Origin of the sequence: Neochlamydia sp. EPS4 (genome assembly GCF_000813665.1) — a bacterium.
Lineage (GTDB): Bacteria > Chlamydiota > Chlamydiia > Chlamydiales > Parachlamydiaceae > Neochlamydia.
Map to the genome: position 1 here is coordinate 17,919 of NZ_JSDQ01000059.1, position 15,001 is coordinate 32,919.

Genomic DNA, 15,001 nt, shown 5'->3' on the forward strand with positions numbered 1-15,001 from the left:
AAAAATAAATTTTGTAAGAAAAACTTATATACTTTTTATAACCACTGGAAAAATTAACTCATGCACCCTACTTTTTCCCCTTCTTCTCCTTCATCCTTTTCCTTTTTTTCCTTACCTGAGGAATTGCATTTACATCTCTTTTCCTACTTTAATGCAAAAGAATTATGTCAGCTCCAGCGAGTCTGCAAATATTTTCAAAGAATGATCGAAGATCCTTATTTATGGAGCAAACGCTTAAAAAAAGATTATAGCTATCACTTTCTCTCTTACCAAAAGCAGGTCAATCCATTTTATAAAAATCAAGAGCGGTTGTCTATGGGAGCAGTAGAGGTTCCCTCGACCTCTTCTTACACAGATAATTGGAAAACAAAGTATCGTAATCTAGTAAAAATAAAAAAAAATATGGAGAAAGGGGAATATGCTTTTTCTACTTTACAAAGTCAGGGCTCGTGCATTAGGTGCTTAAAAATAGTAAATGGCTTGCTTTATAGTGGCTCTATTGACAGCACCATAACCATTTGGAATATAAGGAATCAAGAGCAGCAAACTATTCTGAAGGGGCACCAATCTAGCGTGAATTGCCTTAAAGTTGAGTATGGTCGCATTTTTAGCGGTTCTAGTGACAAGACAATTCGCCTGTGGAATATCCAAACAAAAAAAAGCCAAGGTACTTTTCATGGACATGAGAGTTTTATTGGTTGCCTCAAAGTTAACCAGGGTACGCTATATAGTGGGTCTAGTGACGATACGATACGCTTATGGGATATTGAGACGCAGCAGCAACTTAGCGTGTTAAAAGGACATACTGGTAGTGTTGAATGCTTAAAGCTAATTAACGGCCTGTTGTTTAGTGGTTCGGAAGATAAGACTATACGTTGTTGGGATATTAAGAGAGAAAAAGAGATTTGTTGCCTGCAGCACGACAACTGGGTGACTTCTATGAAAGTAATGCATGGCAAGCTTTTTTGTGGCTCAGGCTGTGAAGATACAAGAGTAAAAGTGTGGGACATAAAGAAGGGATTGGTAACATATTTACCTACGGAAAATGATTGGGGAATTACGGACGTAAAAAAATTAGGTAATAATATAATTACTAGCTCGAGAAGAGGTCCAATAAAAATATGGGATGCTAATACAGATCAATGTCTCCTTACTTTAAATGGGCATAGGGGAGGAGTTAATAATCTTCAAATTGCCTATGGAAAAATCATCAGCGCTTCTAAGGATAAAACTATACGAATCTGGGACCCTCTAAAATCACAATCCATGCTAGCCTTAAAAGAAAACACTGAAGTGGCAACCTGCCTTAAAGTAAGACATGGGAGAATATTCACCGGCCATGCCACTGGTGCTATTCGTGAATGGGATTTTAGAGATTCTATTCTGCAAGATGAAAGTCCTTCCCTTCTTCTTTAAATGTTTCCAACTTTTCTTCCCCTCCGCGATCCCCCATTCGGACCTTTAGAAAGTTCATATCAGCGAGAGCCTGCAGTTAAAATCCAAAATAATACGCTTTAAAAAAACTTAGTCTGCATACCCAACCCTCTGAAAGATGTCTCTCTGCTTAACGAAAGGAATTTTATATAGTATGGGGATACATAAGGAGTAGTTCAAGAGCGTATAAGCTATTGCGAATTATTTCCCAGGGAGTATGAAGACTTTCCCTTTAAATTTTTGGAGAGATCTGTGGCAAGAGCGGCTTTAAGATTTTCCAGTAAGCCTCTGTAAACTCTTCAAATCGTTCTTGCATAACTCCTCTCCTTCTTTAAGAAAAGAGCATATATAGCAATTTGAGTTTTTTAACATTATCGAGGTAAATCTACAGCTTTATAACCCAAAAAAATTTGTCATTCGATGCTCTATTAAGCTTTTCTAAATTCTGCGTTGCTTATTGATAGCCAATCATCATCTAGAAAATGCTATCTATTGCCTATAAGCTGCCTTGATAATCTCTAAAACTCATGATGCATAGTTAATTAATTAAAAGTCCCTTTGCCGGTTTTAGCTCCTCATCAAGGCGAGCTGCTTCTTCTATGGTCCTTTATGCTCCTCTTCCATTTCTTTTAGCAATTCAGCAAGGTAGGCTGCATCTTCTATCTCCTTTTTCTTTATAGCTTGCTGAGAAGGACGAGGAGGATTTCTCAAGTCAGATGTCTTATGGGTAACCGCTGGGGAAGGGCTTGCTCCTATACGTCTCTTCATAGTACGGTGTTTTCCTTTTTCCTTATAATGTGCATCATCATTAATTTCGGGAGGCTCTGAATAACCTAATACATTTCGTTGCCCTACTTTTTCCGTCCGTGCTATGAGGCTATTGTATTGGTGGACGCGAGTTATCATTGCATACCCTATCGAACCTTCTTTTATCCTATTGGCTGCAGCCGCTGCAGCAATCTCTTTTTCTACCTTAGCACGATCATTCTTCTGAACATGTTGACCCCACATACTATCTATTCTTCTTAATAAATCAGGGTTAGCCTCGGAGCCATGCTCTAAAATTTTAACATAAAATTTTATTTCCTCTAAAGAAGCTGTATCCTCTTCTCCTATTTTCTCTTCCGCAGCTTGTCGCAAAGCTGTCAAGCGCCTATTATCGAAAGAAGTTAATTCTTGGTCCGGCATACGTACCACTTCAATGGGCAGAGCAGGATCCCAACGATTTTTCTTAACAACTTTTTCTTTAAAATCTTCAATAGTTATTTTACCATTATCCATTACTGGGCTAACATATGGATGCGAAAAGCGAATGCTACCAGCTAAACGAAGAGAAAGAGCTTTAGTTGCAACTTCTTCTGCTCGGGCACCTACTTCTTTTGCTCCTACAAGCGGAGCATGCACATCTTGCCTGCTTTTTTTTGTGGGTCCAGGTAGCTCGCCTCCTTTAGTTTGTGTATGGCTAGGTTGGGGCTGATCCCATCGACTTCTTTTACTTTTCACATTTCGAGAATCACTTTGTTCTGTTACCGGTAAAGCCGATTGTGCTATGTGACTAGCTCGTTGGTCTGTTGAAGAAAGATCGATTGATCCCCGCCCACGAGCCTGCCCTTTTCCTTCCTTTCCTTCTAATTGCGTAGGCTTATTAGTAAGCTCATGGTTTTGCTCAGTACGAGGAGAATTCCATCCAGCATCCATTGTTACCCCCTTATAAAACAAACAACTAAAAACTACAACAACTACATTTTTATTATAATATAATAATTTTTATTAATTAAATAAAAATATATTAATTTTAATTTATTAATAAAAAAATACAACAATGATAAAAAATAAAATTTAACATATTAAGCAAACATATGTATGAAACTGCAGCCTAGTTAAATATATCGGCCAGTACATGGATGATTTATGTATAAACACTCATAGAACTTAGATAGCCCTTTGGATAAGAAAAGATATAAACTGCTTAGCATGCGCAGCATGTATTAGCGTCTACTAAGAAAAATTGGAAGAAATTTCCCTTGATAATTTAAATCCTCAAGGGGAACTTATGAAACAACAAGAAGATGTGGAGTGTATGCTAACCTTGCATACACTGGGATGGGGCCACAAACGTATAGCTAAGGAACTTGGTATCAGGAAAAACACTGTGAAAAAATACCTGAAACAAAAAGGCGGGGTTATCTAGACCTCTTGCGGACTACGAAAGGTTAGTGGGAGGTAGCTGGTCATGATAATAGAACAAAACAAGCTTGATTCCATGCTGGCTCGGCTAAAGCTTCTAGCGATCAGAGATAGCTTAGATCATTTGCTCGATCAAGCTATTGAGCAAAAATTGACACTCAGAGAAAGTTTGCGATTGCTTTTGGAACATAGGTAATCAAGAGCAACAAGCTAGCTTGAAAGGACACAGCTCCAGCGTGAATTGCCTTAAAATTGGGTATGGTCATATTTTTAGCGGCTCTAGTGATCAAACAATCCGCCTCTGGAATATTCAAACTAAAAAAAGCCAGGGTGTTTTATATGGACATAAAAGTTTTATTACTTGTCTTAAAATAGACAATGGCATGCTATATAGTGGGTCTAGTGACAATACGATACGCATTTGGGATATTGAGACTCAGCAGCAACTGAGTGTACTAAAAGGGCATACATATAGTATTGAATGTTTAAAACTAATTAACGGCCTGTTGTTTAGTGGTTCAAATGATAGAACTATAGGTTGTTGGGATATTAAAAGAGAAAAAGAGATTTATTGGCTGCAGCACGACAACTGGGTGACCTCTATGAAAATAGTGAATGGCAAACTTTTTAGTGGCTCAGTCTGTCAGAATACAAAGGTAAAAGTGTGGGATATAAAAAGGAGGCTGGTAACACATTTACCTACAGAAAATGATTGGGGAGTTACGGACCTAAAAAAAATAGGTAAAAACATAATTACTAGCTCGGGAGATGGCCCAATAAAAATATGGGATGCTAATACAGAGCAATGTCTCCTTACTTTAAACGGGCATACGGAAAGAGTTAGCCACCTTCAAATTGCCTATGGAAAAATCATCAGTGCTTCTGAGGATAAAACCATACGAATCTGGGATCCTCTAAAATCACAATCAATGGTGATCTTAAGAGAAAACACTGAAAAAACAACCTGCTTTAAAGTAGCACACGGAGGAATATTTACCGGCCATGCAACTGGCACTATCTATGAATGGGATTTTAGAGATTCTATTCTCCAAGATGAAAGCCCTTCCCTTCTTCTTTAAATATTTTCAACTTTTTTCCACTCCCCTTTAATTATACTGTCACGAGTAAATGGTAAGGAAAAAGGTGATGAACTACTTGTAAGAAGTTCAGAGAAATTGCATGAAAATATTATTTAGCATTTCCATCATGTATTCTCGATTCTTCCGGCTTTTGCTCTCTGCGTCTTAATTCTTAGCTTTTGTTTTTGGATCAGCTTATAGGAGATTCATTTCAGTGCGAGTTAAGTAATGACTTCCTGGATAGCGAATCTTTTTAAGCTTATCCTTTTGACATCCCGCTGCATCTGTGGTAACTGTAGCTCCTTGGATATCAAGCATATTCAATAACAAGGGGATTACAGTTGTTTTGTTTGATTTGGTGTCCGTAGCAAGCTGGCCGAGTATTAACTTATTCTCCGCTGCAGGGGCACTAACCATATGAATAGCTTTTTCTTTACGAGCTGTATCATGAGAACCTCTTAATGTTCTGCCATCTATAGCAATCACTCTATTAATGGCCTCTGCAATATTTTGTGCCCGTTGCATAAAATATCTTTCTATATTTTTAGTACCAGCTATTTCAAATATTAGTGGATTGCCATTACTATCTAATAAAAGAGGAGTAATTATGCCTTTATCCTTTTAATCTTAGTATAATAACTCACAGCCTCCTTTCCCCCCTGAAAAAACAACCTTTACAGTTAGCCTCTCTCCATTAATCATCCCAGCCACATCTGCGCATTCCTTGAATGCTGATAGCAAGGTGTCTAACGTTCTGTCTTCTTGCCACTTACTCAACTATCGATGAGGAGTACATCTTGATCCTCAGTTTGGTCCTTTTGAAAGATCACACCAACGAGCGCCGGTAATCAAACTCCAAAATAAGCTTTTATAAATCCTTCTCCAAAGGGGATGAAGCTTGCCCTTTAAGCTTTGTGGAGGGCCCGGTAGCAAAAGCGTCTGGGAGATTCTCCATTATGGATGCCTGTAAGGCCTTCAAATCGTCCTAGCATAAGTTTTCTGTTGCTTGGAAGAGAAAGTGCATAGTGCATAGATTTTAAGTTCTTAATATTGCGCTGGAAAGTTTCAATCTTTCACGCAGGAAGGATCTTTATTAAAACTATATTTAGCAAGCAGAAGATGCCTCTTTACTAGCTCCTATTTTGTTTTAGGTGAGATCTTCCCCCATGGAAAAGCCATCTCATGTTTTATAAAATATACTTGGTAATAAGCAAAATTTAGCTTTCGGAAGGGGTTTATCATCATAAAAAGACACAATATGCCACTTTGAGGTCAAGAGAGCTGATAAGTTAGAGTGTGATTTGGCTGTCCAAAATGCAAGCTCTCTTAGTTCCCTTTCATTTTTTCTTCCGAAATTTTACGCAGGCGGTCTTTTTCTTGCCGCGTTAAAGATTGTTCTCCAGAGCGGGAAATTTTGGCTAGCATCTCGTCAATAAATGCATCATCTCCTAGAGTAGCTTTCCCTGTTTTGATATCGACAATTTTACTCTTTTGGGGGGTGGAAAAAAAGTAGCGCTGAATTTTAGTGCGCACTTTGTAGCCCCAACCCATAAAAATTTTGTCTATGTTTTGCATGTATAGGTAAGGCGTCGGTTGTTGCCAAACAACTGCGCTATAAAGATAGCCGGACGCGATGCCTACCATATGGTAAAATAGGCTCACAAAATCTAGTGCCGATAAGGGGATGAGAAGAGAAAAAGCAATCACAGCAGCTAGAAGTGATTTAGCCTGAATGGGGATTAAAAAAAAGAGGAGAAGGGTGGTCTCTCGATGAAGCATGGCCCAGGCTACAAAGATGGCTAGCAGAGAGGGAGCCAAGCCTGCAATAATAAACATTTTATAAGGTGATAAGAGGGAAACAGTTGCTAAAGCTGCTAGGTTTGCGAGAATGCCGCTCATAAAATAAAGAAGTAGAAAAGATTTTTCTCCATAGGATTCAGCGAGTTGGGATCCAAAAAGCCAGAGCATATACATATTAAAGGTAAGGTTAATAAGTAAAAATAAATTAATGCCATTTGCATGTTTTTGAATAAAAAGAGATGTAATAAGTTGCCAATAATAGGAGTTAGCCATACCCCAGGGGGAGAGTCCTAAAATTTCTTGAGGTCCATATATTTTAAAGATAGCGATAAAAAGAGGTTCTAGTGCTGCGCTACATACAGTAACTATAGCTGTCATGCAAATTAGGATTTTAAGGCTTTTAGGAACCTTGTCGTAGTTTGAGAATAGAGAAGAATGATAAAACATAGTAAAAAATTGGGTGTTAAGTTTTGCAAATACGAATGTTTAGACATCTTAGAGTTAAGAAGCAAAAATTTCAATCAATTGCCTATCATTAAGTACAAAACCTGTTTAGCTTCACCCCGGTTTTCTACTCTGAAAATAAATGTGTTGAAAAACAGCGAAGAAAAGGCTTGTTTTTTTATTGAACACATTTTATCATTTTTTCGTAACTTAAGAAAATTAAATTTGTTAACCTTTTTGGGAGTTAATTCTGATGAAGAAAGATATTCATCCTAAATATCAAAAAATTTTGTTCGTTGATTCTTCGACAGGACATAAATTCGTATGTGGATCTACTTTACAGCCAAAGCAAATGGATAAATTTGAAGGCACTGAGTATCCTGTTTATCATTTATCAACCTCTTCGGCTTCTCACCCTTTCTTTACGGGTAGCAAAGCTTTAGTTGACTCTGAAGGCCGCGTTGATAAATTTAAAAAACGTTATGCTACTGCTCAAAGCAAAGTGAATAACGAAGAGCCTGAAGGAAAATTAGAAGAGCAGCCTAAAGAAAAAGAAGCAAAAAAAGATTCCAAAAAGAAAAAGAAATAATTCTTTAAATTCTACCTTATAAAGCTTTCCTCCACAACTTTGTTAGAGGAAAGCTTTGTAGACTTATCTCCCTCATCATGATTGAAAAAAAAGTCCAACAGCTCCTCCTCCGCTTAGCTGAAGTTGAAGCTATCTTAGGCCATCCTGAGATCTTTAATGATCAAAAAAAATATAAAGAACTGACGCGGGAGCATTCTTACTTAGCTGAGATTAAAGTTACCTGGGATGATCTTAAAAAAGCTGAACAAGAACTTTCCGACAATAGAGAACTTCTAAAAGCAGAGAGCGATCCTGAATTTTCTCATGTTTTACAAGAAGACATTCATCTACTTGAAAGCAAGCTTCCTGAGTTGCAAAAACATTTGGAAACACTTCTTGTACCTCCTGATCCTAATGATAATCGTCCTACCATCCTAGAGTTACGAGCGGGCACAGGAGGTGATGAGGCTGCTTTATTTGTGGGAGACTGCGTTCGCATGTATAAAATGTATGCTGACAATAAACAATGGAATTATGAATTATTATCTTGCACCCCTTCTGATATGGGTGGCTTTAAAGAATACGTTATGGTTCTATCCGGTCCAAACGTTTATCGGAATTTACGCTATGAAGGGGGAACTCATCGTGTTCAGCGGGTGCCTGCCACTGAAGCGCAGGGTAGAGTTCATACTTCTGCTATCACTGTAGCTGTACTTTTAGAACCCGATGAAGACTCAGATGTACAAATTGATGAAAAAGATTTACGCGTGGATACCTATAGATCTTCAGGAGCAGGAGGGCAGCACGTAAATACCACGGATAGTGCAGTGCGATTAACTCATATGCCCACAGGTCTTGTCGTTTATTGTCAGGAAGAACGCAGCCAGCATAAAAATAAAGAAAAAGCATTGCGTTTACTTAAAGCTAAAATTACTGAGATAGAGCAACAGAAAAAAGCTCAAGAGTTAGCTTCAAACCGTGCAGCTCAAGTAGGCAGTGGGGATCGCTCAGAACGTATTCGTACCTATAATTTTTCACAAAACCGCTTAACAGATCATCGTATCAATCTTACCAAATACAATTTGGATAAAATTATGGAAGGGGATATGGAAGATATAACCTCCGCATTAGTAGCTCACTATTATAAAGAAATGTTTGGAAGTTGAGAGAGCTTAATCCTGCATTTATTTTTTTTGCTGGCTCTTTAATTATTACTGTCAGTGAACAAGTTTTTTTTCATGTATGCTAAACTTGAAGAGCAAATAAGATAAAGAATGAGACTATCAGGCAGAAAGGATGTAAAAAATTCTTAAGCTTTCATGCAGGGGGTGCGATGCGGTTTTTTTTTATCTCCAATAGGCATTTTTTTTAAAGCTCTGCCCTTAATACAATAGATAAAGAGTAAAGGTTGAATACTGTTCAAGATATATTAAATTTATCAACTGGATATTTAGCACAAAAAGGAATCAAAAATCCTAAACTTCAAGCTGAATATCTATTATGTGATGCTTTACAACTCTCTCGTATACAGCTTTACCAGCAGTTTGATCGTCCTTTAGAAGAGCAGGAATTAAAAATTTGCCGAGAGCGCCTGGCTCGCAGGGCTAAAGGAGAACCTCTTGGCTACATTCATGGAAAAATGGATTTTTATGGATGCCAGATATCTGTTAATAAAGATGTCCTTATTCCTCGGCAAGAAACAGAAATTCTCGTTGATAAGATTGTTAAACAGCTCGAACAGGTTGAAGTATGCGGCCTGCATTTATGGGATGTATGTTGTGGATCTGGATGTATAGGAGTTTCATTGAAGAAAAAGTTTCCTCTTTTAGAAGTTACTTTGTCTGATATTTCTCCTCAAGCACTTGATCTTGCTAAAAAAAATGCAAAAGAAAATCAGGTAGAAGTGCATTTTTTACAGGGCGATTTATTAAAACCTTTTGAGGGCAAAAAGGTAGATTATCTAGTATGTAATCCTCCTTATATTGCCGAGTATGAGTTTGCAGGGTTAGACCATGAAGTGCGGGATTTCGAACCCCGCCTAGCTTTGATTGCGGGACCTTCTGGTTTAGAGATGTATCAGCGTTTAAGTGAGCAGATGAAGGCATGTCTTGCTCCTCTAGCAAAAGTGTGGCTTGAAATGGGAAGTAGCCAAGGGCCCTCTCTATGTAAACTATTTAGTCAATCTGGATGGAGAAATTATAGAGTTGATAAAGATTGGGCTGGTTTAGATCGATTCTTTTTCCTTGAAAATGAATAAGTTTTCAAGTATTGTCTCCACTGAAATTTTTAAGGATTTTCATGCTTGGTGCTCTAACTGAAAAAATGCGAGGTTTAGTTTCAAAACTGGCTGGTGCAAAAAAACTTACCGCAGAAAACATTTCTGACGCTGTTAGTGAAGTGCGTTTAGCCCTGCTTGAAGCGGATGTTAACTATGGAGTGGCTAAAACTCTTATTAAAAGGGTTAAAGAGAAAGCTTTAGGCGATGAGGTTATCAAAGCAGTTACTCCAGGCCAGCAGTTTATCAAAATTGTTCATGAAGAACTTGTTTCTTTGATGGGTGGGGGAGAAGCTGAGCTAAAGTTAGAAGGGAAGCCCGCTGTTATTATGTTATGTGGGCTTCAGGGAGCAGGCAAAACGACACATGCTGCTAAATTAGCACGCTATTTAAAGAAAAAAGGACTATGTAAAAAAACTTTATTAGCAGCTTGTGATTTACAAAGACCTGCAGCTATTGAACAATTATTGACGTTGGGACAGCAAATTGAAATCCCTGTCTTTAACCTTCCTGAGGAAAAAGATCCTATAAAAGTGGCTCGACATGCATTAGAAAAAGCTAAAAAAGAAGAATTTGATGTTTTGATTGTAGATACAGCAGGGCGACTGCATATTGATGAAGAACTTATGCTGCAGTTAGAAGAAATCAAAAAAGTTCTGCAGCCTTCAGAAATTATATTTGTTGCCAATGCAACGACGGGACAAGATGCTGTTAACAGTGCCGCAGAATTTAACAAACGTATGGCTATAACTGGTTCAATTTTGACCATGTTGGATGGAAACGCTCGCGGAGGGGCAGCCATATCGATACGAGAAGTGACAGGCGCACCTTTAAAATTTGAAGGGATAGGCGAAAAAGTTGAGGATCTTCAAGTTTTTAATCCCTCGTCTATGGCTCATCGTATTTTAGGTATGGGTGATACCATTAATTTGGTAAAGAAAGCTCAAGAGCATATAAGTGAAGAAGATGCCAAAAACTTAGAACAAAAAATACGTTCAGCTACGTTTACTTATGAAGATTATCTTAAGCAAATTCAAGCGGTAAAAAAAATGGGTTCTCTGAAAAGCCTTTTAGGAATGCTGCCCGGCATGAGTGCGCTTAAATCTTTAGAAATTGATGAAAAAGAGTTCTTTAAAATAGAGGCTATTATATTATCTATGACTCCTCAGGAAAGAGCAGAAAGTGAAGAGCTTTCCGTCTCCAGGCGCAAAAGAATAGCAAAAGGAAGTGGGACAGAGATGGAAGATATCAATAAGCTAGTTAAATCATTTAAACAAGCAAAGCAGTTCTTTAAGAATATGCCTAATATAAAAAATTTAGAAAAAATGATGGGAGGATCCCTATGGCGTTAAAAATTAGATTGCGACAGCAAGGCCGTCACAATCGTCCATTCTACCGTTTGGTGGTGGCTGATGGCCGCTCGCCACGTGATGGAAAATATGTTGAAGCAATCGGTTGGTACAATCCGTTTGCTACACAGGTAGAGCAAGAATTTTCTTTAGATGCAGAACGTGCACAACATTGGCTCAGCCAAGGTGCTGTCTTAACCGATTCTGCAGAAGCTTTAATTAAAAAAAGCGCCCCTAGCCTTGTACGTGGTTTGGTGGATAAGAAACTAGCATTACGAGCAAAATATGCTGTTAAACGTAAGGCTCGTAAAAAAGTGAGCACTTAAAAACTTACACCAATGCTGATTGATATCTTATCGCTATTTCCCAACTATTTTAAAGGGCCGTTTGATGAAAGCATTATCATGCAGGCCAGGAAAAAGGGCCTTTTAGATATCAATCTCATTGATATACGTACTTTTGCAGACAATCGCTATTATAAAGTTGATGACAGACCTTATGGGGGTGGACCTGGAATGGTCATGATGCCCCAACCTGTGCTTAGTGCCATCCATAGTGTTAAAAAGCCTGGCGCTAAAGTGATTTATATGTCGCCCCAAGGGCCCCTCCTCAAGGCAGATAAATGTAGAGAATTAGCTCAACAAGATCACCTTATTCTGTTATGTGGGCATTATGAAGGCATTGATGAGCGTATTTTAGATGAGGTAGATGAAGAGATTAGCATTGGAGACTATGTATTAACGAATGGGTGTTTAAGTGCCATAGTTCTTGTTGATGCACTCGTTAGGTTTGTACCTGGTGTACTGGGGCATGAAAGTGCGGCCGCCGAAGATTCGTTTGAAAATGGATTATTAGAGTGCCCTCATTACACTCGGCCAGAGAGCTATGAAGGTAAAGCAGTCCCCGAAATTCTATTAAGTGGGGACCATAAAAAGATCGCCGAATGGCGTCGTAAAAAATCGTTAGAAAAAACTCAACGTGTACGACCCGATTTATGGCAAAAGTTAAATATAAATCTTGAGGAGTAGAAAAAATGAGAAAACATGCTTTGGTCGAAATGATCCAAAACGAACAGCTTAAAAAAGATATTCCCAATTTTAGAATTGGCGATACTATCCGTGTGCATACTCGTATTATTGAAGGTCAGAAAGAGCGTATTCAGGTGTTTACAGGTACAGTGATTGCCCGTAAAGGTTCAGGGCTTTCCGAAACATTTTCTTTACATCGAGTAGCCTATGGAGAAGGTATGGAGCGTCTATTCCCTTTACATAGCCCGCGCATAGCAAAAATTGAAGTCATAAAAGAAGGTCAAGTGCGCCGTGCTAAATTATACTATCTTAGAGGAACTTCAGGAAAAGCTTCTAAAGTTAAAGGTCGCGTAGGCTTTAATCGCAAAAGCGCTGCAGTTGAAAAAGAGCCTGTAGCTGCAAATGTTGCTAACGAAAGCTAAAATGGCTCAATGTCAGAGTTAAAGAAAATTGGCAAGCGTGAAACTAAGCGCTTGCTTAGCCTCACTATATTTGAAGAAGAAGCCAGGCAACAAGGTTATCAGATTATTGCAGGCATCGATGAAGCAGGGCGAGGCCCTCTAGCAGGACCTGTAGTTGCAGCAGCTTGCATCATTCCTGTAGGCCTTTTAATTCCCGAAGTTAACGACAGCAAGCAATTATCCAGCGATAAACGTACGGAATTGTATAATATTCTTACCCGCCATGACGATATTCATTATGGAATAGGGGTAATTGATTCTCCTGCTATCGATAAAATCAATATTTATCAGGCCACTATAGCAGCTATGCTTATGGCTGTTGCGCAGTTAAGCTTAGAGCCTCATTTTTTGCTTGTAGATGGTTTAAAGCTTCCGCATCCTAGCATTCCTACTCAAAAGATCATTAAAGGGGATACTAAATCGCAATCTATTGCAGCTGCCTCTATTATTGCCAAAGTAACTCGCGATCGTCTCATGATTGAGTATCATCAACAATGGCCTCTTTATGGTTTCGATCAACATAAAGGGTATGGAACGGCCAAGCATTTAGAAGCACTTAAGGTGCATGGAGTATGCCCGATCCATCGCCAAAGTTTTGGGCCAGTTAAGCATCAACTTGGCATAAAAAATGCTCCATTCTCTTTAACTTTCTAATTAGTTTTTCCCTAGGTAGCTGAGTTTCATTACAATCTTAATATAATATTTATAAATTAGTTGTATTTGAAAGTTAATATATGTATATGATAATTTAAGGTTAAAAATTAAGGTATAAGCATGAAAATAAATTCGCAAGACTTGTTTAACGACATTAATGCCCTTCGTTTATATGAAGTGGCAGTGAGCATATCACGTGAAAATGGAAAAAAAAGCTATACGATCAAAAGAGTGAAGCTAAATCAGCACGACAGTATAGAAAGAATAGAAGCTTTAATTACTAAGCTTAATGAGGGTAAGATTTGGCTTAAAGTCGGCAAACGTCGCGAAGGCACCGTAAAATATGTGGGTAAAGGATTGAAACCTAGCGAAATTGCAAGCATTATCTTAAAAAAGCAAGATAAAACCGATATCACACCGATAGAAATCTCCATCGATATCACTAAAGAAAATTTAGAAGATCAAGTAGAAGAGATGTCGCATCAAGATATTTCCTTATTAGAAAGGATAGCTAAAAGCCTTCAAACAACCTTTAAGCTTGACATCCAGAAAAAAGTGAATAGTCAAGCTCATATTATTAATCACCATGTAGCAAGCTCTTCTGTTAAATCAAAGCATGCATCAGCCCCTAAAGCAGCTATGCCTGAAGAGAAGAAAGCTACCTATCGCTCTCGGTCTCAAGAATCTAAGAAAGAGAAAAAAGTAGAAGAAGAAAAAACCATTGAAAAACAGCGTGGTCGAAAGCGTAAAGCGCTAACATTGGCTAAAGAGTTAGATGAAAAATCTGATAAGCGCCGTCTTAGAGCTATTAAATCCACGGAAAAGCAAAAAGAGATCCTGAAAGCTATGCCTTCTCCCAGAAAGGCTTCATAAAGCTTAATTTTGAAGATCGAGAAGCTCCTCAAATTACTTTCTAAATTTTTAAGCGGCGAGTAGTCAGGGAAATTGCATGAAGATTTAAGTTGACAAATAAGGAAATAGTTAAAAAAAGATCTTCACATGGTTTAAAAATGTTTCTCACCAAAAAATTTTAAACATGGAAGGTCATAATAATTGAAAAAGATATCGCTTTATTAATCTCTATTTTTTGTGATGTAGAGGCTTGTTGTAAACAATTTGAGCCTGAATGGCGCAAAATATTGGTTGAAAACCACCCAAAACCTTTAATTGGAAAGAACAATAAACCTTCATCCCAGAGGAATTAAATACTATGTCGGTTGGGAAGCCTATGACTTAGCTTCTTAAGCTCTGGTTCAAGCTCTTTAGCACGCCTGCAAATGCGTGTATAATAAGGAACAGGCAGTCTCAAAACGAGCAAGTAATCAGAGACAAGAGAAATCCTCGCAAAGTGCGAAGGGGCAAATGATAAATAGCCCTAATCATCAATGCGCATAAGAAAGCATTAGCGGAGTAAATTCTTAGGCGACTCTTCTTCCCGGCGCTTTTATTTTCCCTCCATCCTTTAATGGACTCCTCTGAGAACCATAAAGTTATGTTTCCTCTTTGCGCTAAAGCTTTGTTATGCTCGGACCAATTACGTATGCGGTGGTTAATCTTTTTTTCCATAGCTTGCCTATATTTTTGTCTTGGCAAACTAAATTTTATATCTCTTAAGCGTTAAAGAGCAATCTTATCGCATACGTTTCTTATCATTTACGCAAGAACGCCTTTTTCCTTTATCGCTTAATCTGAGTGACTTCATGGTGATCAGGATTTAGATTT

General features: G+C 38.2%; 16 protein-coding genes and 1 pseudogene. 13 read left to right on the plus strand and 4 right to left on the minus strand.

Annotated elements, in window-relative coordinates:
* Window positions 1–60 precede the first annotated feature (60 nt).
* The gene (locus DB42_RS05935; protein WP_044882159.1) at window positions 61–1,416 is read left to right on the plus strand and encodes an F-box/WD40 repeat-containing protein; all 1,356 of its coding nucleotides are present in this window, start codon (window positions 61–63) and stop codon (window positions 1,414–1,416) included.
* A gap of 615 nt (window positions 1,417–2,031) precedes the next feature.
* Here DB42_RS05935 and DB42_RS05940 read toward each other — a convergent pair.
* Window positions 2,032–3,132, minus strand: coding sequence for a hypothetical protein (locus DB42_RS05940; protein ID WP_044882160.1), 1,101 nt, complete (start codon window positions 3,130–3,132; stop codon window positions 2,032–2,034).
* A 310-nt stretch (window positions 3,133–3,442) separates the two neighbouring features.
* Between DB42_RS05940 and DB42_RS11235 the strand changes: the two genes are divergently transcribed.
* From DB42_RS11235 to DB42_RS05945, 3 genes are read left to right on the plus strand one after another with little or no spacing between them, the layout of a single operon-like run.
* Window positions 3,443–3,625: a hypothetical protein gene (locus DB42_RS11235; protein WP_155117444.1), complete on the plus strand. Its 183-nt coding sequence runs from the start codon at window positions 3,443–3,445 to the stop codon at window positions 3,623–3,625.
* Between the two features lie 42 nt (window positions 3,626–3,667).
* Window positions 3,668–3,817 carry a hypothetical protein gene (locus DB42_RS11240; protein WP_155117445.1) on the plus strand — a complete coding sequence of 50 codons (150 nt, stop codon included), beginning with the start codon at window positions 3,668–3,670 and terminating at the stop codon, window positions 3,815–3,817.
* On the plus strand, window positions 3,810–4,700 hold the full coding sequence (locus DB42_RS05945; protein ID WP_255359356.1) for a WD40 repeat domain-containing protein: 891 nt from the start codon (window positions 3,810–3,812) through the stop codon (window positions 4,698–4,700). The genes DB42_RS11240 and DB42_RS05945 overlap by 8 nt, the downstream gene beginning before the upstream one ends.
* Before the next feature lie 195 nt (window positions 4,701–4,895).
* Here DB42_RS05945 and DB42_RS05950 read toward each other — a convergent pair whose 3' ends face one another.
* Together DB42_RS05950 and DB42_RS05955 are read right to left on the minus strand one after the other, a co-directional pair.
* Window positions 4,896–5,309, minus strand: coding sequence for an ISAs1 family transposase (locus DB42_RS05950; RefSeq protein WP_368665347.1), 414 nt, complete (start codon window positions 5,307–5,309; stop codon window positions 4,896–4,898).
* Window positions 5,310–6,026: 717 nt separating this feature from the next.
* Entirely contained in the window at window positions 6,027–6,878 is an 852-nt protein-coding gene (locus DB42_RS05955; protein WP_044882162.1) for a rhomboid family intramembrane serine protease, read from the minus strand.
* 319 nt (window positions 6,879–7,197) lie between these two features.
* Here DB42_RS05955 and DB42_RS05965 point away from each other — a divergent pair, with 319 nt between their 5' ends.
* The 9 genes and pseudogenes from DB42_RS05965 (at window position 7,198) to DB42_RS06005 (ending at window position 14,152) form a co-directional block, all read left to right on the plus strand.
* Window positions 7,198–7,533 (plus strand): type B 50S ribosomal protein L31, encoded by a 336-nt coding sequence (locus DB42_RS05965; RefSeq protein ID WP_039385088.1) that lies wholly within the window; start codon window positions 7,198–7,200, stop codon window positions 7,531–7,533.
* 80 nt (window positions 7,534–7,613) lie between these two features.
* The gene (gene prfA / locus DB42_RS05970; RefSeq protein WP_044882195.1) at window positions 7,614–8,678 is read left to right on the plus strand and encodes a peptide chain release factor 1; all 1,065 of its coding nucleotides are present in this window, start codon (window positions 7,614–7,616) and stop codon (window positions 8,676–8,678) included.
* A gap of 242 nt (window positions 8,679–8,920) precedes the next feature.
* The gene (gene prmC / locus DB42_RS05975; protein WP_044882164.1) at window positions 8,921–9,769 is read left to right on the plus strand and encodes a peptide chain release factor N(5)-glutamine methyltransferase; all 849 of its coding nucleotides are present in this window, start codon (window positions 8,921–8,923) and stop codon (window positions 9,767–9,769) included.
* Between the two features lie 41 nt (window positions 9,770–9,810).
* The gene (ffh, locus tag DB42_RS05980; protein WP_044882165.1) at window positions 9,811–11,139 is read left to right on the plus strand and encodes a signal recognition particle protein; all 1,329 of its coding nucleotides are present in this window, start codon (window positions 9,811–9,813) and stop codon (window positions 11,137–11,139) included.
* Window positions 11,130–11,462: a 30S ribosomal protein S16 gene (gene rpsP, locus DB42_RS05985; protein WP_044882166.1), complete on the plus strand. Its 333-nt coding sequence runs from the start codon at window positions 11,130–11,132 to the stop codon at window positions 11,460–11,462. The genes ffh and rpsP overlap by 10 nt, the downstream gene beginning before the upstream one ends.
* Window positions 11,463–11,474: 12 nt before the next feature.
* A pseudogene (gene trmD / locus DB42_RS05990) lies at window positions 11,475–12,134 on the plus strand (tRNA (guanosine(37)-N1)-methyltransferase TrmD); the annotation flags it as partial.
* Window positions 12,135–12,169: 35 nt separating this feature from the next.
* Window positions 12,170–12,586, plus strand: coding sequence for a 50S ribosomal protein L19 (gene rplS, locus DB42_RS05995; RefSeq protein ID WP_039385073.1), 417 nt, complete (start codon window positions 12,170–12,172; stop codon window positions 12,584–12,586).
* 9 nt (window positions 12,587–12,595) lie between these two features.
* On the plus strand, window positions 12,596–13,279 hold the full coding sequence (locus tag DB42_RS06000; RefSeq protein WP_044882168.1) for a ribonuclease HII: 684 nt from the start codon (window positions 12,596–12,598) through the stop codon (window positions 13,277–13,279).
* A gap of 120 nt (window positions 13,280–13,399) precedes the next feature.
* Window positions 13,400–14,152 (plus strand): hypothetical protein, encoded by a 753-nt coding sequence (locus tag DB42_RS06005; RefSeq protein WP_044882169.1) that lies wholly within the window; start codon window positions 13,400–13,402, stop codon window positions 14,150–14,152.
* A gap of 432 nt (window positions 14,153–14,584) precedes the next feature.
* Here the strand turns inward: DB42_RS06005 and DB42_RS11855 are convergent, their stop codons facing one another.
* On the minus strand, window positions 14,585–14,845 hold the full coding sequence (locus DB42_RS11855) for a transposase (RefSeq protein ID WP_052436026.1): 261 nt from the start codon (window positions 14,843–14,845) through the stop codon (window positions 14,585–14,587).
* Window positions 14,846–15,001: the final 156 nt, after the last annotated feature.

Coding starts and splice junctions, on each gene's coding strand:
- rpsP (WP_044882166.1), top strand. CDS start 11,130: ATGGCGTTAAAAATTAGATTGCGACAGCAAGGCCGTCACAATCGTCCA.
- rplS (WP_039385073.1), top strand. CDS start 12,170: ATGAGAAAACATGCTTTGGTCGAAATGATCCAAAACGAACAGCTTAAA.
- DB42_RS05935 (WP_044882159.1), top strand. CDS start 61: ATGCACCCTACTTTTTCCCCTTCTTCTCCTTCATCCTTTTCCTTTTTT.
- DB42_RS11855 (WP_052436026.1), bottom strand. CDS start 14,845: ATGGAAAAAAAGATTAACCACCGCATACGTAATTGGTCCGAGCATAAC.
- DB42_RS06000 (WP_044882168.1), top strand. CDS start 12,596: ATGTCAGAGTTAAAGAAAATTGGCAAGCGTGAAACTAAGCGCTTGCTT.
- DB42_RS05940 (WP_044882160.1), bottom strand. CDS start 3,132: ATGGATGCTGGATGGAATTCTCCTCGTACTGAGCAAAACCATGAGCTT.
- DB42_RS06005 (WP_044882169.1), top strand. CDS start 13,400: ATGAAAATAAATTCGCAAGACTTGTTTAACGACATTAATGCCCTTCGT.
- DB42_RS11240 (WP_155117445.1), top strand. CDS start 3,668: ATGATAATAGAACAAAACAAGCTTGATTCCATGCTGGCTCGGCTAAAG.
- DB42_RS05965 (WP_039385088.1), top strand. CDS start 7,198: ATGAAGAAAGATATTCATCCTAAATATCAAAAAATTTTGTTCGTTGAT.
- ffh (WP_044882165.1), top strand. CDS start 9,811: ATGCTTGGTGCTCTAACTGAAAAAATGCGAGGTTTAGTTTCAAAACTG.
- DB42_RS05955 (WP_044882162.1), bottom strand. CDS start 6,878: ATGACAGCTATAGTTACTGTATGTAGCGCAGCACTAGAACCTCTTTTT.